The sequence below is a fragment of the Thermophilibacter sp. ZX-H3 genome, assembly GCF_052599055.1.
The window spans coordinates 21,743-42,655 of the sequence record NZ_JBQXES010000014.1; the positions used below are offsets into that span (position 1 = coordinate 21,743).

A 20,913-nucleotide genomic window follows, 5' to 3' on the forward strand; every position below is an offset into this window, starting at 1 on the left:
CTACAGCACCTCGATGTTGTCGCGCTTCTCGACGGCCTTCATGGCGTTCTTGGTGTCGAAGACAACCTGAGCGTGAGCCTGCACCATGTCGTAGTCGACGTTGGTATGGGCACAAGTGACCATAACGAGATCGGCAGCCTCAAGAGCCCCAGACGTCAGCTCGGGGATGGAGGCGCGCTCAACGCCCTTGAAGCGATAGCTGGAGACCCACGGATCAAAGTAGGTGACGTTGGCGCCGCGCTTCTCAAGGCACTCAATCACGCGAAGAGCTGGACTCTCGCGATAGTCATCGATGTCCTGCTTGTAGGCCACCCCCAGGACGAGCACGTTAGCGCCACAGATGGCCTTCTGCGAGCGGTCGGAGAGCAGGCGCTCGGCGCGCTCCACGCAGTACTCGGGCATGCGGTCGTTCACCATCATGGACGCCTCGATCATCGAGGTGTGGAAGCCGTACTCACGCGCCTTCCAGGAGAGATAGTAAGGATCGAGTGGAATGCAGTGACCACCGAGGCCAGGACCAGGATAGAACGCCGTGAAGCCGTAAGGCTTGGTCTTGGCAGCCTCGATGACCTCCCAAATGTCGATACCCATGCGGTCACAGAGCTGGGCGAGCTCGTTAACCAGGCCGATGTTCACGTTGCGGTAGGTGTTCTCGAGAATCTTCTCCATCTCGGCGACGGCCGGACTGGAGACGCGAGTCACGCCACCCTCAAGCACGGACTCGTAGACGCTGGCGATGAGGTCGAGCGCCTCCGCGCCGATAGCCCCCACCACCTTGGGCGTATTCTTGGTTTTATAGATGAGGTTGCCCGGATCGACGCGCTCGGGCGAAAAGCCCAGGTAGAACTCAGTTCCGCAGGTGAGGCCGGAACCCTTTTCCAGGATTGGTCGAATGAGGTCCTCGGTGGTGCCGGGGTAGGTAGTGGACTCAAGGACCACCATCACACCCTTCTTAAGGTAAGGGGCAATTTCGCGAGCCGAGTTCTCCATGTATGACGTATCCGGCTGCTGGTGAATATCCAGCGGCGTAGGAACGCAGATGGCAACAAAGTCACACTCGGAGACGCGGGAGAAGTCAGTCGTAGCCTCGAGGCGGCCCTCGGTGACGAGCTCCGCCAAGTCCTCCTGCACAACATCGCCGATGTAGTTCTCGCCGGCGTTGACCTTGTCGACCTTCGCCTGCTGAACGTCAAAGCCAATGGTCCTGAAGCCCGCCTTGGCTTTCTCGACCGCCAGCGGCAGACCAACGTAACCAAGGCCAACCGTCCCGCACACCAGCGCGCGGCTCTCGATTGCCTGCCTAATCTCAGTGGTATTCATATGACAGCTCCCCTGCCCGCATGCCTGAAAACACCTATTCGGTCATTTTACGGTACGAATAGGCTTGCCAAGACGTTTCCATGAACAATCCCCGTCACGAAGAAAGGGGCGATTCGTTGGGGCTGCGACAACTCCTCATCGAAGAAACAAGGCACTCTGCAAGCTCGGGATACGAATAGCGCCTAACCCGCTCAGCCGCCCTGGAATCACGGTGCGTCAGACCCTTCTCGGACCATTGGAGGTAGAGCCCGCCAACAAACGATACAAGTTCATCGTAGGTTTCCTTGTCCGCCTCTTCATAGCACATACCTGCCCCGCAGTCCTCGATGAGGCAGCGAAGATTAGAGTCGGGGATGTCTCCGGAACACAGACCGATTACTGGAACATCCCTGCTCAGGTACTCGAACACTTTCCCGGTAAGAACGCCAACCTGATTTGAGTTATTCCAGCTGGCAACAACGAGTGCCGATGCCCGATCCTGCAGCGCCAGGGCCTCGTCACGCGGAAGCAGACCATGGTCGAAGGCGGGTACGTCAGGATACTCCCGCGCGAAGCGCTGGAAGAGATGGGATGTGCTCCCCGCATACTCCACGCGAACACGGGAAAGGTCAAGCCACCCTCTCCTAGAGGCCTCTTCTATTGCCATAAAAAGGGGTGACAGGTCGCTTCTGCAAGTATTGTCCGAATATAGGGTACCGGTGTAGACAAAAAGAAAGACATCCGAACATCGTCGTCCAGACTCGGACACTTCATCAGGGTCAAAGCCGTTAACGAGGACGGCCGACGGGCATGTCCCATCAAGATATAGGTTCTCGAGCGTCCCCTGACTCACAGCGGTAATCAAATCTGCATGGTCGGTGACTTCCCGAGCGAGTCGACGATTGGCCGGGGTGTCGGTCCGTACTGAGTTAACAATTGGGTCCCTAAAATCCGCAACCCAGAGTATACCGCCATGTGCACGCTTTATGTCTGCGGCAAGCAGGTGCGGCCAGAGCGGACCGTACGTGGAAATCATGACGTCAAAGGAGTCCCATTCGACCCTCGCACGAGCACCGGCACAGACGAGCGCTCTGCCGCACCATCCATCAACAAGCTCGTATATCCTCTCAGGCAGGCTGTTGGTAAGTGCAGCGTCGAGCTTATGGTTTTTCTCGCCAGACAAAGCGCCGGATTGAGCGGACGTGTCTGGAGCATGACGTTGAACGCCTGCGGTAGAGCGAGACTTCAAGGCATCGAGAGCGTTGCGACCGAGGTTGAAAATGGCGTTGGAAAAGGCCTGGGCAACCGAATGGGGAATCTCAACTGTGGTAAACCACTGCATGTCCTTCTCGAGCGCCGGGTCCTTTGCATAGGGCTTGCTCTGAAACACCCCCCGCTTGTAGCTCTTGGCATTGGTAAGCACGGTTACCTCGCAGCCATTCTCCTTTGCGAGGTACTTGGCGAACTTGGTCCATCGGATAGAGGCGACTGCCTGGACGGGAGCGATATACTCGCTGATAATAAGTATCTTCTTGTTCTTCATGCCGCCCCAAACCACGCACACTTGTCATCATCCGGCACATAATACTACGCTACATTAATTCGTACGTATGTAAGTCAAAGCAGATGGCTAGGTCTTGGAGACGACCTGATAGTATGGATACACTTGTCCGCCATACAACGAAGGGTTACCCTTGCGCGCTCTCGTTATAATACCCGCATATAATGAGGAAGAGTCCATCGTTTCCGTCGTCCAGAACGTCAAAGCCGCAGGCTTTGACTACCTTGTCATTAATGATGGGTCGCACGACCGTACGCTCGCGCTCTGCCACGAGCACGGCATCAACGTTTTGGACCTCCCGCGCAACCTGGGCATTGGCGGTGCCGTTCAGGCGGGTCATCTATACGCACGACAGCACGGCTATGACGTAGACATCCAATTTGATGGGGACGGGCAGCACGACGCCCGCTATGTCAGCGCTCTGGTTGAGAGGGTGTCCGAAGGCGCGGACCTCGTTATCGGATCGCGCTATCTCGAGAAGACCGAGGGGTTTCAGTCCACCGCCCTCAGGCGCGTTGGAATCAGATGGCTCTCTTGGTGGATAGGGCTGTTCTGCAGAAAAGCCATTACCGATCCAACGTCTGGCTTCAGGGCCTGCGGCAGGCGCGCAATCGAGCTTTTTTGCGAGAACTACCCGGTCGACTACCCCGAGCCCGAGTCCATCGTGACCGCGATGAAGCGTGGGCTTGCGATAGACGAGGTTCCCGTTATCATGCACGAGCGACAGGGAGGAACCTCATCGATCTCCGCGCTCTCGAGCATCTATTACATGGTTAAGGTGACGCTTGCCATCGTCATCTCGGCCCTTACCAGCACACCACGCCACAAAGGATAGAGGCGGCTTCATGAACATGCTCTACAACGTTATCTTTCCGCTGCTCTGCCTTGCCTTCATGGCGTATGTGCTCAGACTCGTCTCGAAGGGACGTCTCACCCTCAAGTACTCCCTGCTCTGGCTTGCTCTCTCCGTCGCCATGCTTCTCATCTGTCTTTTCAGCAAGCAAGTAGGCGACTTCACCTATCTTCTGGGCTTCAAGGTCTTCTCCAACTTCGTCTTTGTTGCCGGGCTGTGCTTTCTCCTCATCATCACGCTTGCCCTCAGCTCCATCGTGAGCAAGCAGGCCAGCGCGATTAAGACACTCACCCAGCGTCTTGCCCTTGCCGAAAAGCAGATTGAGGAGCTGCACGAGTCATCCTCCGCCTCGGATACCCGCCGATATGAGAGCTGCCCTGAACGCGACTAGGGCGTTCAGGGCAGCTCGGAGCGCATCTCCGACCCAAAGACAGGACCCTTATGCAGACCATCCGTTGGCAGAGAGCCAGTCAAGTCGAGCGATGAGCCAGTTTCTGAAATACTCGACGTTTTCGCGATACGTCGGATACGGGTCATTGCAGTTGTGGAATGACGTCAGACCCCAAAGCACCTCGTTCATCGCCTGGGAAGCGCCTACCTCGTTTACCAGCGAGTCCAAGCCTCCCGACGGCCGTACCAGATCCTCGATCAACGGAGTAAGGATGTTGACAAACTCCCTCTTAGTCAGCTCCTGCACCTGAGAAGAAGCGGTAAACCAATTCCCAATGACAAACCCCTTAGGATTGGGGAATTCCGGGTTCTCGTTTCTGATGCCGAAAGAGGCGTCGAAATCCCAGACAGGGCCACCGTAGAAGACCTGCTTCACGCCATTCTCAGCGTCAGCAGAACCAGGCAGATAGTAGTAGGCGGAGGAGGTTGTAAAGTCAACGTTCTTGGCGAACTCATTCATCAAGTACAGCTTGGAGAGGGACTCCACGTCGGCATACTCATCGAGTGACTTCCCCGTGCTGGGGTTGACGCCCCCGTTTCCGGCAGCATCAATTGCCTCCTGCATCAGCTCGCTGATATAGAGCATCTGGGCATAGGAGAGATTCCCGGGCTCCTTGACCACGAAGGCACCCACCGACGTCATGAACCAGCATCGCTCTGACTTGTAATACGCCGTGTCGAACTCGGTGAGGTATCCCCCGGAGATATCTGCGGGATTCTTGACCCCGACCACATACTGGAACGTCTGGCCGTACTTGTTTATCGCCTGAGCGGTCGGAAGCTCGTCGAGGTCGACGTCGGGATTCGCCTCCTCGATATCGTCCTCGAGCTTGTGGATGTCGACCCTGCCCCCGTTAATCTCGACCTTCTCGCTCAGCAGATAGCTCCCCCGATACTCGCCGTCATAATAGAGGTCGATAGGCGCACACTCAGGCGTGAAATCGAGACCGAGCTTTTGGGCAAGCTGATATGCGACAGTGCTGTGAAGCAGGGTGGCGTCATTCGCATTGGCAAGGAGCACCCAGGTCTTTGCCTCGTTATCCTCGTCTCCCGTCTCAAGCAGGTCGGTCTTCTTGTCGAGCTTGATCTGGTAGGGCTTCTTGTCGCTCGCGCTCCAGGTCGTGTTTCCCCTGCCCTTGATCTGGCTCAGCTCCCCGTTATAGACGACTGAGCCGTCAGGATTAACGAGGAGCATGTGCCCCTTTGCCTTTGCCGAGTGATCGGGGCTGCCGTCGACAAACGGGCGCCCCTCGTTGGCGGGGTCTTCGCTGACCAGATACATGGCACGCACGTTGGCGGACATCATGATTGCGAGCGTCCTCGTACGAGCTCCGGAGGACGTTTTGAACGAAATGGTCCTGACCCCGTCACGCGACGCGAGGCTCGTCAAATCAAAGGAGGAACCACTCTCCATCCTCTTGAAGTCGCCGCCGTTTATCGAGAAGAGCAGGCTGGAAGAGCCCGCAAAGTCCCCGAACGAAAGCACGACGTCGCCCAAGTCGGCATGCGCAGGTAAGAAGAGATACGGGGTGTTTCCAACAAAGGTCGCGACAACCCGCGCCTTCTCGTCCTCCCCCACCGACGCGGCGAAGGTGGGAATGAGCATGCCGTCATTGTCAGCATGCCACGTGGTCGCACCCTCCACGCGCGTCCCGCGGAGCACATAGCCAACGCGCCCAAGACCCAGATAGCTCTCGGACCCCACGGAGAATAGTCCCGCACGGCATGCGTGGGTCTTCTCGTCGATGTAATAGCGCTGCAGCTCGCCACCATCGTACGCCCCGGTGATGAGCCACCCCGGATTCTCAAGGCGGCCATCGTTGTCCGCGAGGTAGACGAGGCCGGTCTCAGGGTCCTCCCAGCGACCGCGAACGACATAGCCCCTCTGGGTGCCGAACGCCCACCATCCGCACTCATCCTCACTGATGAGCCCGGCGACGACCTTAGACCCAGAGAACCAGTAGCGCTGGAGGCCGTCGCCAAAGGAATCCGTGACGAGCCAGCCCTCCGACTTGATGATTCCCTCGTTGTCCGCAAACACGCGGTCGGCGCCAAAGACCCTGCCGCCGCGCAGGACATAGCCCTGGTCGGGCATCCCATAGAACTGAAGGCCATCAATCGTGAAGAACCCGGTCTTCGCGCGAAGAGAGCCGTCCTCCTGCCGTTCAAGCCAATACCTCTGGAGGTTGCCCCCGTCATAGGCTCCGGTCACAACCCACCCAGCGGTCTGCTCGAGCAAGCCATCGTTATTGGCGAGAAGGACGGTGTCGCCCTCTGCCAGCTTGCCTCGCAGCACGTAGCCGTAACGCGTGACGTAATGATCCCAGCCATCTCCTGAATAGCCAGGCTGACAGGCATGGGAGGTGGCGTTGACATAGTAGCGTTGGAGGCCATCGCCATATTCATCGGTAACGACCCAGCCGGGAGATTCGAGCACGCCGTCGTTGTTCGCAAGATACACATACCCCGTATCGGGGTCCGTGTATTTGCCCCTCACCACATAGCCCTCTGGGCGGGCATACGCCCACCATCCATCCGATGCCTTAATGAGCTCGGACGTCACGACCTTGCCAGACTCAATCCAATATCTCTGCAGTCCCTGCCCAAAGTCATCGGTGACGAGCCAGCCAGACTGCTGGACGTTTCCGTCGTTATCTGCCCACACCATGCCGTCGGCCGTCACCGTACCGCTTCTCAGCGTGGTGCCGTCCTCCTTGGTGTAGTGCGTCCCGTCATCGGACCATCCCACCACTGCCCCGTGGAGATCCGGATCTATGTAGTAGCGCTCCAGAGCTCCTCCGGTGAACTCGCCCGTGACGTTCCATCCAGGAGAAAGGAGCTTCCCGTCGTTGTCTGCGAAGTAGATGACGTCCCCCGCAACATAGCGGCCGCGCACCACATAGCCCTCGGGACGCGCATAGGCCCAATATCCATCCAGCGTGTCAATGAGGAGATTTCTTACGAGAGTGCCGTCCGCGCCGAGCCAATAGCGCTGAAGGCCCTGACCAGCCGCCTCGGGAAAGGCATCGCTGACAACCCAGCCGTTGGAGACCTTCTTTCCGTCCTGATAATAGGACCATCCGCCGTCTTCCTGAGCCCAGCCGTCGGAGGGGACCACCTCCGCTTCAGTCTCCACAGAGGCATTGGTTTCCTCGTCATCGACCCCCGAAACCTCTTCGAGGTCTTCGAGGCTATCATCGGAAGCGACCGAAGATTCGTCATCCGCCATCTCATCCGGAGAGGCCTCCAAAGGCGATTCAACCTCACTGGGCGACGAGGCATCGGATGATGTCAGATTGTCCGATGTCTCATCCTCCTCAAGCGCTTGAGTTGGATCGCCCTCGGCAATCGGCACATCGCTGGACTCATTATCAGTCGTATTGGCCGCATCTGAGTCGGTCGCAACGACATTATCAGAGTCGTGGGTCACGCCTTGGTCGACAAGAGCTTCCATGCCGCCGGACGTCTCGACATTAGTCGACGTCTCTGCATACATATCATCCGCGTGCGCGACACACGGAACAAGCAGGGCGAGGCCAAGTGAGGCCAGACAGGCGGCTCGGGCAATGCGGGGGGAATTCATGCTATTCATAGAATGACCTCACAGCCTCGATGACAGTGTCCCTATCCTCTTCTCCCAATCCGTAGTACATCGGCAGCCTCACCAGCCGGTCGCTCTCCCTCGTGGTGTAGGCATCCTCCCCATGGAACCTGCCGAACTTGAGGCCGGCCGGCGAGCTGTGCAGCGGCACGTAGTGGAAGACCGCCATGACGCCATGCTGCTTGAGGTGCTCGATGAAGGCCGTGCGCTCCTCGAGGTCCCTCACCTTGAGATAGAACATGTGCGCGTTGTGCACGCACCCCTCGGGCACCACGGGAAGCTCGACCCTCCCCGCCTCGGCGAGCGGCGCAAAGGCCTCGTAATAGGCATGCCATGTGGCAAGGCGGTCATCGTTGATCTCATCCGCCCTCTCGAGCTGGGCCCAGAGATAGGCGGCGTTGAGGTCGCTCTGGAGGTAGGAGCTGCCGCGGTCGACCCACGTGTACTTGTCCACCTGCCCCAGGCGGAAGAGGGAGCGGTTGGTGCCCTTCTCGCGGATGATCTCGGCTCGCTCGATGTAGGCCGGGTCGTTGATGACGAGGGCGCCGCCCTCCCCCATCGAGTAGTTCTTGGTCTCGTGGAAGGAGTAGCAGCCGAAGGTGCCGATGGTCCCCAGCGCACGCCCCTTGTACGTACTCATGACGCCCTGGGCGGCATCCTCGACCACGATGAGCCCGTGCCTGCGGGCTATGCGGACAATCTCGTCCATCTCGCAGGCGACGCCGGCATAGTGCACGGGCACAATGACGCGGGTGCGCTCCGTAATGGCATCCTCGATCTTGGTCTCGTCGATGTTCATGGTATCCGGGCGGATGTCCACGAAGACGAGCGTGGCGCCCATCGCCTGGAAGGCCGTAGCCGTGGATGAGAAGGTGAAGCTTGGGAGAATCACCTCGTCGCCGGGCTTGAGGTCGCAGAGCACGGCTGCCATCTCAAGCGCCGCGGTGCCGCTCGTGGTGAGCAGGACCTTCTCCGCCCCAAAGCGCTCCTCCATCCAGGCGTGGCACTTGCGGGAGAAGGGGCCGTCACCGCAGATCTTGTGGTTCTTCTCGGCGGCCTCGCGAACGTAGTCCATCTCGGTGCCCACGTAAGGCGGGATGTTGAAGTCGATCATGTCATCTCTCCTCTTCGGAGGCGATCTCATATGCCATGCGCTCATTATGAAGCAGGAGGGAGACGCCGTCTCCGTCGCGCACGGAGAACGAAACGTTAATCTTGTCGGTCAGCTCGTCGAGCTCCCAACGCGACGCGGCGGCAAGGTAGGTCCGCATCACGTAGGGCTGGGCGCCGCGCCGGATGTCCTCCCCGACCAAATAGTACACAAGCGTATCGGCTACACGATGATCCGTCTCCGGGGATGGAACGCCCTCGATAGAGGCAATCCTTCCTTCCCTCCCGTGGAAGAAGAGGCCGCACGCCACCCTGTCAAGATGCGGGTCGTGCCCCGCCAGTCTCTCCTTCAGACGCTCGGGCTCATAGACGGTGTCGATGAGGAGGTCCTCGACCGTGAGCCTGCCGAAGGTAGCATACTCGAGCATCTCGTGCTCGGTTCCAAAGACACGGCCGGCGCACTCACACACCTGAATCCCACGACCGGGCTTCCAGAAGAACTGCATGCAGAGCGGGCCGTTCTCAAGGCCGACATAGCGCGCAACACGGCCAACGATGTCACGGGCGGCGTCGATGACGGCATCAATGAGAAGGCTCGGGTAGACGATCCTGCTCACGTGCGGGATGGCGAACGGAACGTCATAGGTCTTCTCGCGATCCGCGATCTCGAGCACGACGGGCTTGCCATCGACGACCCAGCTCATCATGTTGAGCTCGTAGCCGTCGTTGTACTCCTCCACAATGATACTGTCGGCGTCAGAATAGCTCGCCACCTCGTCGAATCGCTCGATAACCTGGTCGGGAGCGTTCAGCAGGTAGACGCCGCGGGATCCCCAGCCACTAAGCGGCTTGGTCACCACGGGAAAGGAGAGCGTCGACAGGTCCTCGCGGATGCTCTGACGCCGCACGACGGCTGTCTTTGGGTAGGGCACCCCCAGCTCGTCGAACATGACTTTCATGCGCGTCTTGTCACGCAAGATGGCGAGGCGCCTCGAAGGGAGGTAGAACGGAAGCCCCGCCTTCTCCGCGATTGCCGACGCCTGCTCGGCGAGGTTGTCAGAGAACGCCGTGATGATGCCGTCGACACCCGTCACGCGACAGACCTCCGCGACGGCATCGTGATCGTAGACGCTCACGTCGAAGCGCTCGTCCGCGAGTGCCTTGGCAGGGCCGTCGGAATAGCCGTCGCAGGCGACGGTGGCGATCCCCCGTTCGCGAGCGCATTCGACCAGCGAGGAGAACTCGGAGGTCGAGCCAAGGATGAGCAGCTTATGTTGCGACAACGTCCTACCTCCCGGTCTTCCCTACTCCTCGGCTGGAACGCCCTCGGCCGCATTGAACTTCCTCACGCCAAACATCTTCCAGCTCAGAAGCAGGAAGACGACAGCGAGCAGCGTGATGACGATTCCCGCCGGAAGTCCCCATCCGGCGAGCAGGAGCGTCGGGGTGAGCGCCACGAGCAGTGCGTCCACGATGGTGAAGAAGAGCCACACCAGACCGAAGTCGCCAAGGGCCCCGGTCCTGAACTCGGGGTCGGAGACGCGGAGCAGGAGGACACCCGTGGCGAGGACACCCGTGCACTGGCCGAAGATGAAGAGGCTTCGCTCGTACCAGCAGTTCCTGAGGAAGTGCCCCGCGATGACGAAGTGGAAGAAGAACACGCAGGCAAAGCCGAGCACCGCGAGCACGGCAATGGGGACCGCATACTTGACGACGACGTTGATGCTGATGGAGGCGACGCCAAAGGCCACGAGGTAGTCGGTGGTGCAGCTGCAGATGTGCGTGATGGGACGCTTGTCGACATAGGAATCCAGCTTGAGCGCGCGAAGCACGGCCTGCAGCATGATGCCGCAGATGATGGCGATGCCGTAGGTGGGGAAGGCAATCTGGGGCAGAACGATGGCGAGACCGTGATTGATGAGATAGGCAAGCCCCGTGGTCGCGAGAACGAGCGCACCGTGCCACGTGAGCGAGTCCATGGAGATGGAGTTCACCGTGTCATCACCAAGCGACTCGCGCTTCTCAGGCGGGTTGAGTCCGACGCGCATCTCCTCGGGGAGCTCCTCGACCTTTTTGAGCACGCGGGTGTAGCCCTTCCTCGTGCCGAGGTTGACGAGGGCAACACCGAAGACGATGCCGCCGAGCAGGCCGATGGTCGCAAATGCCTGGCCGATGCTCGTCGCCTCGTCCCAGCCATGCTCGGCGAAGACGCCGCCCATGGCGGCTGCGGTGCCATGGCCGCCTGCGAAGCCAGCCGGGAGCATGAGACCGAAGGACTCGTTGATGCCCGGGAAGATGAGCGGAAGCACGAGCACGCCGATGAGGATGAAGATGCCGAACTGCGCGATCTCCGCGGCACCGTTCACGAAGAATGAGTCGCCCGCCTTCTTGACCATTGACCCGAAGGAGACCTTGCGTCGCTCGCCGAGGAACATCGTTCCGAAGACAACGGAGATGAGAACGCCCGCATAGTCCGAGATGGCAGAGGAGAACGGAAGGACGTTCAGGAACTGGTGGCCGAGGAAGAGGCCGAGGAAGCCGGCGATGAGCGGTGCGGGGATGTAGAGGTTCTGGAACAGCCTCACCCGCGTGCGGATGACGTGCGACACGAGGAGCAGGCCGGACATGATGCAGAAGTCGAGCAGGAAGTCTGTGACGGTCACGGTATCCCCTAGTCCTCGAAGATCTTGGTGATGTACTCCTCGTACTTGCGGGCGATGATCATCTGGTGACGGTAGGTGTAGTCCTCGATGTCACGGCCCTGGAAGCAGCGGAGGTGGTTGTCGATGAGCTCATAGCCGCTCATGACGGTGAACTCGGCGCCCGCCGAGAAGCGCGGGTTGCACTCGACGAAGTGGTACGTTCCCTCAGCGTCGAGGATCCACTCGAAGTTCACGCTGCCGCGGATGTCGAGCGCCTCGGCGAGCTCGCGGCTACGCGCCTCGAGGTCCTCGTCGTGATACATCCGCACGGTGATGGCGCAGAAGTTGCTCGTCTCGAGGAGCTCCTCGCGCACCACGACGACGGTCTTGCCGCTCTCGGGGTTACGCACGATCTCAGACATGACGATCGGCCCCTCAACGAAGGGCTGGACGATGTAGCGCTCCGGCTCCTCGATGGCTGCCATGGCCGCCGCCCAGTCGTACTCGTTGTAGATGCGATAGAGACCGATGCTGCTGCGCCCGTCGTAGGGCTTCACGATGACGGGATAGCCGAACGGCGTGCCGTCCTGGCACTCGGTCAGGCTGAGCGTGGTGATGGTCTTGATCTGCGGGCAGCGCTCGTTGATGAACTCCGCGAGCGTCTTCTTGTTGCGGATGGTGTCAAGCGCGCTCTTGGGCGACATGCAGAAGGTGGCGCCCGTCTTGGCAAGGCGCTCTCGGTTGGCGTTGAAGACGTCAATGTCGAGGTCGGTCATAGGGAAGACGAAGTCGACACGCTCGCGAGCGCAGACATCCTCGATGAAGGTGAGGTAGTTCTCGACGTCCATCGTATAGGGGGCCTGATAGAATGCACCGACCTCAAGGGCGTCGGGGACGTACTCTCGCGGATAGATGTCGGTTCCGACGACGCGATGATTGAGGCGCTTGAGAGTCTTGATGGTGATGTCGCCCGCGACAGAGCCGAGCGAGGTAACGAGGACGGTGGACATGTGCTGAAAGACCTCCTGAATAGTCTTCTGTGGACCCAGATAGTTTAATACAGGCTGAAACGCGGCGTCCGAGAGCTGCTCGGACGCCGCGCGTTAAGTCCGGATGAAGCTAGGCTAGACCGTCACGACCTTGGTGCCATAACCGGCGTTGTAGTAAATCCACTTGGCGTTTTCCTCGAGCAGGCGGATGCACCCATGGGAAATCTTCTTGCCAATCTGGTTGGGATCGCTGTATCCGCCATCCCAGCCAATGGTGGAGTGGAAGCCAAGATCAAGGCAGAAGTTGGTGTACCACTTGATGTCATCCTTGGCAAAGTAGGTCGTCTGCCAGGTATACGGATCGCCCCACTCGGAGAAGTCCGGGTCATCCGTCCAGTTGCAGTAGGAGTTGTTGCCGCCAATGGTCCACTCGCCGCGAATGGTCCCCTGGCCATTGTTGTACTGGGGAAGGCCAACGCCGCAGAGCCAGTCGAAGATGGGGGTCCAGTTGCCCGCACTCCCCTGGAAGACAACCGTGTGGCAGTTTTCACAGTCGACGGCAATCAGGTACTGTGTGGCGCTCGAAACGTTCTTGATGCGGTTCCAGAGATTGATGGCAACCTGCGAGAGCGGTATGGTCGTCAGAACACCGTCGTTGTCTCCGTAATACGCCTTGCCAGAGGGAGCGATATAGAGGCCGATGACGACATAGCCCTCATCCTCACGGCCATAGTAATCATTGCCGCCGAGAGTAAAGAAGCCGATTCGCGCGCCCATAAGGCCGTCACCAGGAGCGGTGTCAATACGATAGCGCTGCAGCACGCCATCGTAGATGTCGGTAACGAGCCAGCCTTCGGTCCAGGCCAGCACGCCATCGTTGTCTGCGAGCAGCATTCCGTTTCCGTAGCGAAGCTTGCCGCGCAGAATCTGGCCCGTATCAGGCGAGCCGTAGTAGTGGCGCCCTCCGTACTCGATGTGCCCAGACTTAGTATAGAGGTGGCCATCGGATGCCTTCACGAGGTAATACCTCTCAAGGGAGCCCTCAAAGGCATCGGTGACGACCATTCCCGCTGCGTACTTGCCCTCGGCAAGGCACCCATTGTCATCAGCAAGCAGGAAGCCGTTGGAGGTCTTCATCTTCCCGCGCAGGACATAGCCGTTCGAGGTGGTGTAGTGCGCCCAGCCGTCGTTGGAGAAGCCCACGACCGCCGCGTGCTCCCCGGCGTCGATCCAGTAGCGCTGCAGGCCCTGGCCGAAGTCGTCGGAGACGACCCAGCCGCCCGCGGCGCCGCCGGCGAGGTTGCCGTCATTGTCGGCGAGATAGACGAGCCCGCCCACGGGGAGGTACCCGCGCAGGACGTAGCCGTTCGAGGTGGTGTAGGTCCAGGAGGAGGCGCCCGTCTTGTGGACGCCCACGGAGGCGACCTTGCCGCCCTCGAACCAGTAGCGCTGCAGGCCCTGCCCGAAGGCGGAGGTCACGAGCCACCCGGAGGTGTGGAGGCGCCCGTCGTTGTCGGCGTAGAACATCCCGTCGTCCTCGGGCGAGGAGGAGGAGAGGTCGGCGCCGCCGCGCAGGACGTAGCCCCCGGAGGTGGTGTAGTGCGCCCAGTTGCCGGCGCCCTCCGACCCGTCGTCGTAGCCCACGACCGCCGCGTGCTCCCCGGCGTCGATCCAGTAGCGCTGCAGGCCCTGGCCGAAGTCGTCGGAGACGACCCAGCCGCCCGCGGCGCCGCCGGCGAGGTTGCCGTCATTGTCGGCGAGATAGACGAGCCCGCCCACGGGGAGGTACCCGCGCAGGACGTAGCCGTTCGAGGTGGTGTAGGTCCAGGAGGAGGCGCCCGTCTTGTGGACGCCCACGGAGGCGACCTTGCCGCCCTCGAACCAGTAGCGCTGCAGGCCCTGCCCGAAGGCGGAGGTCACGAGCCACCCGGAGGTGTGGAGGCGCCCGTCGTTGTCGGCGTAGAACATCCCGTCGTCCTCGGGCGAGGAGGAGGAGAGGTCGGCGCCGCCGCGCAGGACGTAGCCCCCGGAGGTGGTGTAGTGCGCCCAGTTGCCGGCGCCCTCCGACCCGTCGTCGTAGCCCACGACCGCCGCGTGCTCCCCGGCGTCGATCCAGTAGCGCTGCAGGCCCTGGCCGTAGTCGCCCACATGCCAGCCGGCCGAGAGCAGGACGCCATCGTTGTTGGCAACGTAGACGAGCCCGTCGATGACGTCGCTCACCCCGCGCAAAACCCAGCTGCTGAGAGCATAGCCAAAGGTACCGTCACCAATCTCAAATACCCTGTTGGTGACCTTCTCCCCGTTCTCGACCCAGTAGCGCTGTAGGCCCTTGCCCTCGTGGTCATCAACCACCCAGCCGGTATAGGCCTTCGCGGTACCGTCCTCGTTGACCGTGCCATCCCAGTAGGAGTCTCCCTCCCAACCAATCTCGGGAAGCGACGCCTGGGGAAGGTCGGCGGCAACAGACTCGGGCGCCTGCGCCTCGGCCCCATCCGCCGATGACAGGACCTCGTTCGGAACAACGGGGGCAATCTCCTTGTCGCCCGTCGACGGGACCGAGCCCACCGCGTCCTCCGTGTCGACGGGCTCATCGTCGACCTGCCCCGGAACGTCTTCCCCGAGAGAGGGGCCATCCTCCTGCTGGGGCACGTCCGTCTCCGGTACGTCTGCCTCCGGCACATCGACAGATTCGCTGCCGCCATCCTCTGTCACGTGGTCAGCGGTCCCGGAAGCAGTTGGGACATCAGGGACAACGCCGTCATCGGTCCCCTCATCCACGACGGGCATACCATCCGGACGATCGCTGGCAGCTGACGGCGTATCGCGCTCAACGCCCTGCTCCGTCGAAATCGTCTGTGGGGTTGCATTGTCAGCAACCGCAGTCTCTGCCAGGGCAACGGTCGGCGCAGCGACGAGCGTCGCGCCGAGGCCGAGCGTCGCCATCAGGCCCGCGAGAACGCAAGGCTTCCTGTTCATAGGCATAGGTGCTCCATCCCCTCCATGCGCCCTTTCGGACGCACTGGCAATCCTCTCGACCCCGGCTGTCGTTTGAATTCCGTTTATGGGGCTAAGCAGCGGTCATTATAACTTACTTTCCGTAACCCGCCACCACGATATCACGAATCTTACTAGAAGACATCGCTGTACCTAAACTCCCAAAGCGTCGTCCCAATGGGAATGTTGTCATAGACCCACTTGGCGCTCCCCCATTGAAGTCCCGCACAGCCGCGGTTTGTCCAACCGGTTGTCGTCTCGCCGGTCGAGTGCACTGCCGCGCAATCCTCGTACCCCTTCCCCGGGACGTAGCGGAGGTACCCGTAGCTGTCACTGGAATAGGACTCGATGTAGCAGGTCGACCAGTCGTTGAGGCCCTTGCCGAAGTACTCGTCTGCCCAGTTGCAAATCTTTTTGTGCACAACGGTCCAGACACCGGAGTAGGTGTTCTTGGCCCCGTTGCAGTTCCAGAGCTTGACCGCTTGCCAGCTGCCACCCGAACGCTGGAAGACGATGAAACGGCAGAGCTCGTTGTCGAAGGCAATGAAGTAGCTCGTGCTGCTCCCGATGCTCGCGGCGCGCGCGGCAAGCGCGTCGATGTACTCGGTATCGCCCGCCCAGGTCACGGTATCGAGATATGGGTCGCGCGTGCGCGTGCCCGTCAGCGGGCCATCGCTATAGGTGGGGTCGCTGTCGACGGGCCCGGAATAGTCGGGAATCTGCGCGTCGGCACCGGGCTCTTCCGAACCGGCGTCTTCCTCGGAGGAATGTCCACCAGAAGACTCCGGGTCCTTTGTGTCCTCACGATTTGAATCCGCCTGCTGAAGCTCCCCCACGTCCGCGTTCGCGGACTCGACAGCCTCGACAGCCGTGACCACGCTCTCGTTCTGCGCCTGCTCGGCCACCAACTCGGCCTTAGCCTGCTCGTCCAGGGCATTGTAGACGGAAGCCGCCTCCTCCACGGTGCCCTGGTACTCCTCGACGAGGCCCATGAGCTCATCGACCTTCGCCTGCTGCTCAGACTGCCTTGTCTCGAGCTCCGCCTGCTCTTGGGCAAGTCTGTCTGCGGCGGCCTTCACAGAGTCGATGGTCCTCGCCTGATCGCTCAGAATTTTCTCCACATAGTAGGTCCGGTTCACGAAGTCCTCGAAGCTGCTTGAGTTGAGGAGGAAGTCAAGGATGGAGGATGCACCCACCTTGTAGTTCTGGCGCATGTCCTCGGAGAGGTCGGCGCGACGCGACGCGAGCTCCTCCTGGGCCGCCACCACTTCCTCCCCCTTGGCGTCGGCGGCGGCATCAAGCTCCTCGGAGTCCGCCGTCGCCACGGCAAGCTGGTCCTGGAGCTCGCCCAGCTGGACGCCAAGGCTCTCAAGACGCTCGGCCGCGGCGGCAAGATCCGACTGCGCGTCAGCGGAGGCCCGGGACGGCAGGGCAGTGGCGGCCCCACACGTCAGGGCCAGGGCAGCGGCAACGGCGGCACAGGTACGCCCGATTCTCATTCGGCACCCCTCTATAGCGCGCTCGATGAGCTGCGCGAAAAGACGATATAGTCCCGTTTATCATAGCCCAAGACCATGCCATTCACAGGACCGGCACGCCAGCGGCCCCTTCGTGGAACGTTCCGAGGCGGGCGTCCGGATGGCTTCGATGCATGCTAGACTAAAAGTTCCTCTGCAACCGACGAAAGACGATACATGAAGGTTCTTGTCATCATTCCCGCCTATAACGAGGAGGCATGCCTCGCGGACTCGGTCGAGGCGCTCTCGGAGACATGCCCGACAATCGACTACCTCATAGTCAATGACGGATCCAGGGATCGTACCGGGGCGATTATCGCCGAGCACGGCTTCAATGGGGTAACCCTACCCGTCAACACCGGCCTTGCCTCAGCCTTCCGTACGGGTATGAAGTACGCGAAGCGCCACGGATACGACGCCGCCATCCAGTATGACGCAGACGGACAACACCTGCCAGGATTCATTCCCATCATGGCGAGCGCCCTTGAGCGCGAGCACGCAGACATTGTGATCGCCTCGCGCATTCTCAACGGGGAAAAGCTCACGGGGATGCGCGCCATAGGGTCGAGGCTCATCTCTGCGCTCATCAAGGCGACCGCGCACGTCTCCCTGACCGACCCGACCTCGGGCATGCGCATGTATAGCGCCCGCATGATCGAATACTTTGCAACGGGGTTCGACTGCGCCCCGGAGCCAGACACCATCGCCCTTGCCGCACGCCAGGGATGCAAGGTCGTCGAGATTCCCGCCCAGATGCAAGATCGACAGGGCGGCGAGAGTTATCTCAAGTTTGGGAGCTCCATTCGCTACATGGCGCGCACCTGCCTCTCCATCCTCCTCTTCCAATGGTTCCGCAAAGGAGGGCTGTAATGCCCATCACCCTCAGACTCCTTCTCATCCTCGGCGCCGCACTCGCCGTGTGGATCGTCATAGGACGCATCAAGAAATCGAAGATTCTCATGGATGACGCCATCTTCTGGGTGGTTGCGGCCGTCGTCCTCCTCGTTCTTGCCGTGTTCCCCCAGATTGTCATCTTCTGCTCCAACCTGCTCGGGTTCATGTCTCCCAGTAACTTTGTGTTTCTCGTCATCGTGGCGCTCCTGCTCATGAAAGTCCACAGCGACTCATGCGAGATATCCCTGCTCAAGCACAAGGTCGAGGAGCTTGCGCAAGAGATTGCGCTACGCGACTCCTCCTCGAGCAAAACATCGCGCTAGGGGGGGGCAATGTTTTCCCCCTCCGACCACACCTTCGTTCTGTGTGCCTATGGCGAGAGTCCCTACCTCGAGGAGTGTCTCTCCTCCCTCATGGCCCAGACGACGAGGACAAGCGTCCTGATGGCCACTTCCACGCCCAACGATCGCATCAGGGCCGCCGCGTCGAACGCGGGGGTTCCCCTCTTCGTAAACCCGAGCGATCCTGGAATCGCATCTGATTGGAACTTTGCGATTAGCTGTGCCACGACCCCGTTGGTCACCGTAGCCCATCAGGATGACACCTACGCACCCGCCTATGCCGAGCGCGCACTCGGGGGAATGAACCGCGCGGAACGACCGCTCATCTTCTTCACGAACTACGGGGAGATTCGCAACGGCAAGGAAGTCGATGACAACCGGCTTCTTTCTATCAAGCGCAGGCTCCTCCTCCCCATGGTCAAAGCAGGAGGCTCCTCCGATTCCACACACACGAAGCGGCGTATCCTCTCGCTCGGGTCCTCCATCTGCTGCCCCTCGGTAACCCTGAATCTCCCCGCCCTCCCCTCGCCCCCGTTCCGCACGGGAATGAAGAGCGACCTTGATTGGGACGCCTGGGAGCGCTTCTCCCGCCTTGACGGCTCCTTCGTCTATGATTCCGAAATACTCATGCACCACCGCATCCACGAGGGCTCGGAGACCTCGGCCCTCATCAGGGACAACACCCGCACTCACGAGGATCTCGAGATGCTCAAGAGGTTCTGGCCGAGTCCGATCGCACACCTCATCAACCTCATATACTCTCAAGGACAAAAGAGCAATGGCCAGTAGCACGTCATCGCATCCAGCCGTCGCCGTTGTCATGTCCACCTACAACGGCGAGCGCTATCTCAAAGAACAGATAGACAGCATCCTTGCCCAAGCGTATCCAAACATGCTCGTCCATGTGCGCGACGACGGCTCGAGCGACGGGACGCTCGCCCTTCTCGCAGACTATGAGAAGAGGGGGCTCATAGAGGTCGACCGGGGGCAGAACGTCGGCGTGACAAGCTCCTTCTACCTGGGAATCGCAGCGGTGGTCGACCGTGCAGACTACGTCGTCCTCTGCGACCAGGATGACGTCTGGCACGCCGACAAGGTCGAGCGGGCCATAAGCGCCCTAGGGAAGTACCCGAGCGGCGCCCCGCTCCTTCACTACACCGAGGTCAACTACTGTGATGGCACCCTCGTTCGCCAGGGGGTCTCGCATCTCTGTCGTTTTGTGCCTCGCTTCGAAGGGCTCTTCTTTGAGAACTGCTGCTCCGGCAACGTCACGACCATCAACCAGTCTCTCGCCAGGCTTGTCCTGGAGAGCGGGCCCGAGCGCGTCTTCTATCACGACTGGTGGATCGCTTTGCTCTGCGCCTGCTTCGGGCATCTGGTCTACGATCCGGAGCCCTCGGTCGAGTACCGGCGCACCGGGGAGAACGTGAGCCCCACAGGCGCGGGCGTCAAACTTGCAATCCACCGCCTCAAGGAGGCCCTTGACGCCAACCGCCTCTCCCCCATCTCGGGACAGCTCGAGAAGCTCTTCGACGAGTACGGTGACGTCATGACGGACGAGCGACGCGCGACCCTCGAGCTCTTCTGCGCAAGGGGCCACCGTCTTCGCAAGGCGCTCTATCCGCATCGCCTCCGACAGACGCTCGTCGGCGAGGCCGCCGTACGCCTGCTCCTCCTACTGGGCAGGCTCTAGCACAGGCTACAGCGTGGCGCTCCTTCCCAAGAGCGTGCGCACGCCAAGCACCCCGTACCACCGAAGCGGCGAGAGCAGCAGGCCAACCCGGCCCCTTTCCCCCATAAGCTCGCGCAGAACCTGCCGCGGACGCTCGCTCCCAAGCTTTGAGAACGCCCACTTGAGCCGAAGGCGATACCACGTGAGCCTCGCGGTGCGGCGAGCATCCTCGGCGCCATAACGGTCCGCATACACGACAAGGGTACGACCGAATTGGATCTCGTTTTTGACGTAATCCTCGTTGACCCTTGTTGTGGCGGAGTAGCTCGAACCGCCCCTCTTGATGTGACGATAGGCGTTCCACTGCTCCTGGAAGCAGCGGACCCGACCCATGCAGAGCCAAAGGAAGGCGTTCCGACGATCGCCCGGATAGGAGTCGTAGCTCTTGAGCGCGACGAAGTTGTCCCGCGCAGCAAAGTAGTCCTGAGCTCGACACATGATCGAGCCGCTCTGACCAGGCATGCAGCTGTAGAAGTACTCCTTCCAAGAGTACTCCTCGTCATGGCACTCAGGGTACTTCTCGCCGTTAGGCCGTGAGTCAGCCCCCACGACGAGGCTGTTCGAGGAGACAGCCGTGTAGTCCGGGTGCGACTCGAGGAAGTCGGCCTGCTTCTGGAGCCTGCCGTCGAAGAGCATGAAGTCGTCGCCCTCGAAGTCGACGAGGTACTTGCCGCGCGTGCGGGAGTAGAGGTCCTCGCCGTTTGCCACCGATCCCATGTTCTTCTCGCGATAGAGGATGGTGAAGTATGACGGAAGCTCCGGCTCCAGACGCCGGAGAACCGAGCGCGTACCATCCGTCGAGCAGTCCTCCCCGACGAGGACCTCGATTGGAAAGTCCACCCTCTGTGCGGCTATACTCCTCAGGCACTCCTCGATGTAGCTCTCGTGGTTGTAGACGGAGACGAGGACAGTGACGAGCGGCTCCTGCAT

At 60.7% G+C, this 20,913-nt stretch carries 16 protein-coding genes; 6 read left to right on the top strand and 10 right to left on the bottom strand.

The genetic code is table 11. The features are described from left to right. Positions 1 to 1,320, bottom strand: coding sequence for a nucleotide sugar dehydrogenase (locus ACULPM_RS07150; RefSeq protein WP_445331851.1), 1,320 nt, complete (start codon positions 1,318 to 1,320; stop codon positions 1 to 3). 94 nt (positions 1,321 to 1,414) lie between these two features. Next, the gene (locus tag ACULPM_RS07155) at positions 1,415 to 2,842 is read right to left on the bottom strand and encodes a hypothetical protein (protein WP_445331852.1); all 1,428 of its coding nucleotides are present in this window, start codon (positions 2,840 to 2,842) and stop codon (positions 1,415 to 1,417) included. A 151-nt stretch (positions 2,843 to 2,993) separates the two neighbouring features. Between ACULPM_RS07155 and ACULPM_RS07160 the strand changes: the two genes are divergently transcribed. Beyond that, positions 2,994 to 3,695, top strand: a complete 702-nt coding sequence (locus ACULPM_RS07160; protein WP_445331853.1) for a glycosyltransferase family 2 protein — start codon at positions 2,994 to 2,996, stop codon at positions 3,693 to 3,695. Positions 3,696 to 3,705: 10 nt separating this feature from the next. Continuing rightward, positions 3,706 to 4,104, top strand: coding sequence for a DUF2304 domain-containing protein (locus tag ACULPM_RS07165; RefSeq protein WP_445331854.1), 399 nt, complete (start codon positions 3,706 to 3,708; stop codon positions 4,102 to 4,104). Positions 4,105 to 4,152: 48 nt separating this feature from the next. Here the strand turns inward: ACULPM_RS07165 and ACULPM_RS07170 are convergent, their stop codons facing one another. The 7 genes from ACULPM_RS07170 to ACULPM_RS07200 all read right to left on the bottom strand — a co-directional run bounded on the left by ACULPM_RS07170 (position 4,153) and on the right by ACULPM_RS07200 (position 16,998). Then, positions 4,153 to 7,617 carry a CotH kinase family protein gene (locus ACULPM_RS07170; RefSeq protein ID WP_445331855.1) on the bottom strand — a complete coding sequence of 1,155 codons (3,465 nt, stop codon included), beginning with the start codon at positions 7,615 to 7,617 and terminating at the stop codon, positions 4,153 to 4,155. 130 nt (positions 7,618 to 7,747) lie between these two features. Then, entirely contained in the window at positions 7,748 to 8,878 is a 1,131-nt protein-coding gene (gene rffA, locus ACULPM_RS07175; RefSeq protein ID WP_445331856.1) for a dTDP-4-amino-4,6-dideoxygalactose transaminase, read from the bottom strand. 1 nt (position 8,879) lies between these two features. Further along, complete coding sequence (locus ACULPM_RS07180; protein WP_445331857.1) at positions 8,880 to 10,157, bottom strand: ATP-grasp domain-containing protein; 1,278 nt, start codon at positions 10,155 to 10,157, stop codon at positions 8,880 to 8,882. 21 nt (positions 10,158 to 10,178) lie between these two features. Continuing rightward, positions 10,179 to 11,537, bottom strand: a complete 1,359-nt coding sequence (locus tag ACULPM_RS07185; protein WP_445331858.1) for a sodium/glutamate symporter — start codon at positions 11,535 to 11,537, stop codon at positions 10,179 to 10,181. 8 nt (positions 11,538 to 11,545) lie between these two features. Further along, positions 11,546 to 12,526, bottom strand: coding sequence for an ATP-grasp domain-containing protein (locus ACULPM_RS07190; RefSeq protein ID WP_445331859.1), 981 nt, complete (start codon positions 12,524 to 12,526; stop codon positions 11,546 to 11,548). A gap of 114 nt (positions 12,527 to 12,640) precedes the next feature. Beyond that, positions 12,641 to 15,154, bottom strand: a complete 2,514-nt coding sequence (locus ACULPM_RS07195) for a L,D-transpeptidase (RefSeq protein WP_445331860.1) — start codon at positions 15,152 to 15,154, stop codon at positions 12,641 to 12,643. 479 nt (positions 15,155 to 15,633) lie between these two features. Next, a complete protein-coding gene (locus ACULPM_RS07200; RefSeq protein ID WP_445331861.1) occupies positions 15,634 to 16,998 on the bottom strand; it encodes a coiled-coil domain-containing protein in 1,365 nt (454 codons plus the stop codon). Positions 16,999 to 17,193: 195 nt separating this feature from the next. Here ACULPM_RS07200 and ACULPM_RS07205 point away from each other — a divergent pair, with 195 nt between their 5' ends. The 4 genes from ACULPM_RS07205 to ACULPM_RS07220 are packed head-to-tail and all read left to right on the top strand — an operon-like array spanning position 17,194 to position 19,944. After that, positions 17,194 to 17,886, top strand: coding sequence for a glycosyltransferase family 2 protein (locus ACULPM_RS07205; protein ID WP_445331862.1), 693 nt, complete (start codon positions 17,194 to 17,196; stop codon positions 17,884 to 17,886). After that, positions 17,886 to 18,233 (top strand): DUF2304 domain-containing protein, encoded by a 348-nt coding sequence (locus ACULPM_RS07210; RefSeq protein ID WP_445331863.1) that lies wholly within the window; start codon positions 17,886 to 17,888, stop codon positions 18,231 to 18,233. Before ACULPM_RS07205 ends, ACULPM_RS07210 begins: the two co-directional genes overlap by 1 nt. Positions 18,234 to 18,242: 9 nt before the next feature. Then, positions 18,243 to 19,040 (top strand): glycosyltransferase, encoded by a 798-nt coding sequence (locus ACULPM_RS07215; RefSeq protein ID WP_445331864.1) that lies wholly within the window; start codon positions 18,243 to 18,245, stop codon positions 19,038 to 19,040. Next, positions 19,030 to 19,944 carry a glycosyltransferase family 2 protein gene (locus ACULPM_RS07220; protein WP_445331865.1) on the top strand — a complete coding sequence of 305 codons (915 nt, stop codon included), beginning with the start codon at positions 19,030 to 19,032 and terminating at the stop codon, positions 19,942 to 19,944. The genes ACULPM_RS07215 and ACULPM_RS07220 overlap by 11 nt, the downstream gene beginning before the upstream one ends. 6 nt (positions 19,945 to 19,950) lie before the next feature. Here the strand turns inward: ACULPM_RS07220 and ACULPM_RS07225 are convergent, their stop codons facing one another. Beyond that, entirely contained in the window at positions 19,951 to 20,913 is a 963-nt protein-coding gene (locus ACULPM_RS07225) for a glycosyltransferase family 2 protein (protein WP_445331866.1), read from the bottom strand.

Bases quoted from the DNA above. Each gene is read 5' to 3' on its own strand.
- ACULPM_RS07150 (WP_445331851.1), bottom strand. From the start codon at position 1,320: ATGAATACCACTGAGATTAGGCAGGCAATCGAGAGCCGCGCGCTGGTG.
- ACULPM_RS07190 (WP_445331859.1), bottom strand. From the start codon at position 12,526: ATGTCCACCGTCCTCGTTACCTCGCTCGGCTCTGTCGCGGGCGACATC.
- ACULPM_RS07170 (WP_445331855.1), bottom strand. From the start codon at position 7,617: ATGGAAGCTCTTGTCGACCAAGGCGTGACCCACGACTCTGATAATGTC.
- ACULPM_RS07165 (WP_445331854.1), top strand. From the start codon at position 3,706: ATGAACATGCTCTACAACGTTATCTTTCCGCTGCTCTGCCTTGCCTTC.
- ACULPM_RS07210 (WP_445331863.1), top strand. From the start codon at position 17,886: ATGCCCATCACCCTCAGACTCCTTCTCATCCTCGGCGCCGCACTCGCC.
- ACULPM_RS07225 (WP_445331866.1), bottom strand. From the start codon at position 20,913: ATGCAGGAGCCGCTCGTCACTGTCCTCGTCTCCGTCTACAACCACGAG.
- ACULPM_RS07155 (WP_445331852.1), bottom strand. From the start codon at position 2,842: ATGAAGAACAAGAAGATACTTATTATCAGCGAGTATATCGCTCCCGTC.
- rffA (WP_445331856.1), bottom strand. From the start codon at position 8,878: ATGATCGACTTCAACATCCCGCCTTACGTGGGCACCGAGATGGACTAC.
- ACULPM_RS07220 (WP_445331865.1), top strand. From the start codon at position 19,030: ATGGCCAGTAGCACGTCATCGCATCCAGCCGTCGCCGTTGTCATGTCC.
- ACULPM_RS07215 (WP_445331864.1), top strand. From the start codon at position 18,243: ATGTTTTCCCCCTCCGACCACACCTTCGTTCTGTGTGCCTATGGCGAG.
- ACULPM_RS07205 (WP_445331862.1), top strand. From the start codon at position 17,194: ATGAAGGTTCTTGTCATCATTCCCGCCTATAACGAGGAGGCATGCCTC.
- ACULPM_RS07200 (WP_445331861.1), bottom strand. From the start codon at position 16,998: ATGAGAATCGGGCGTACCTGTGCCGCCGTTGCCGCTGCCCTGGCCCTG.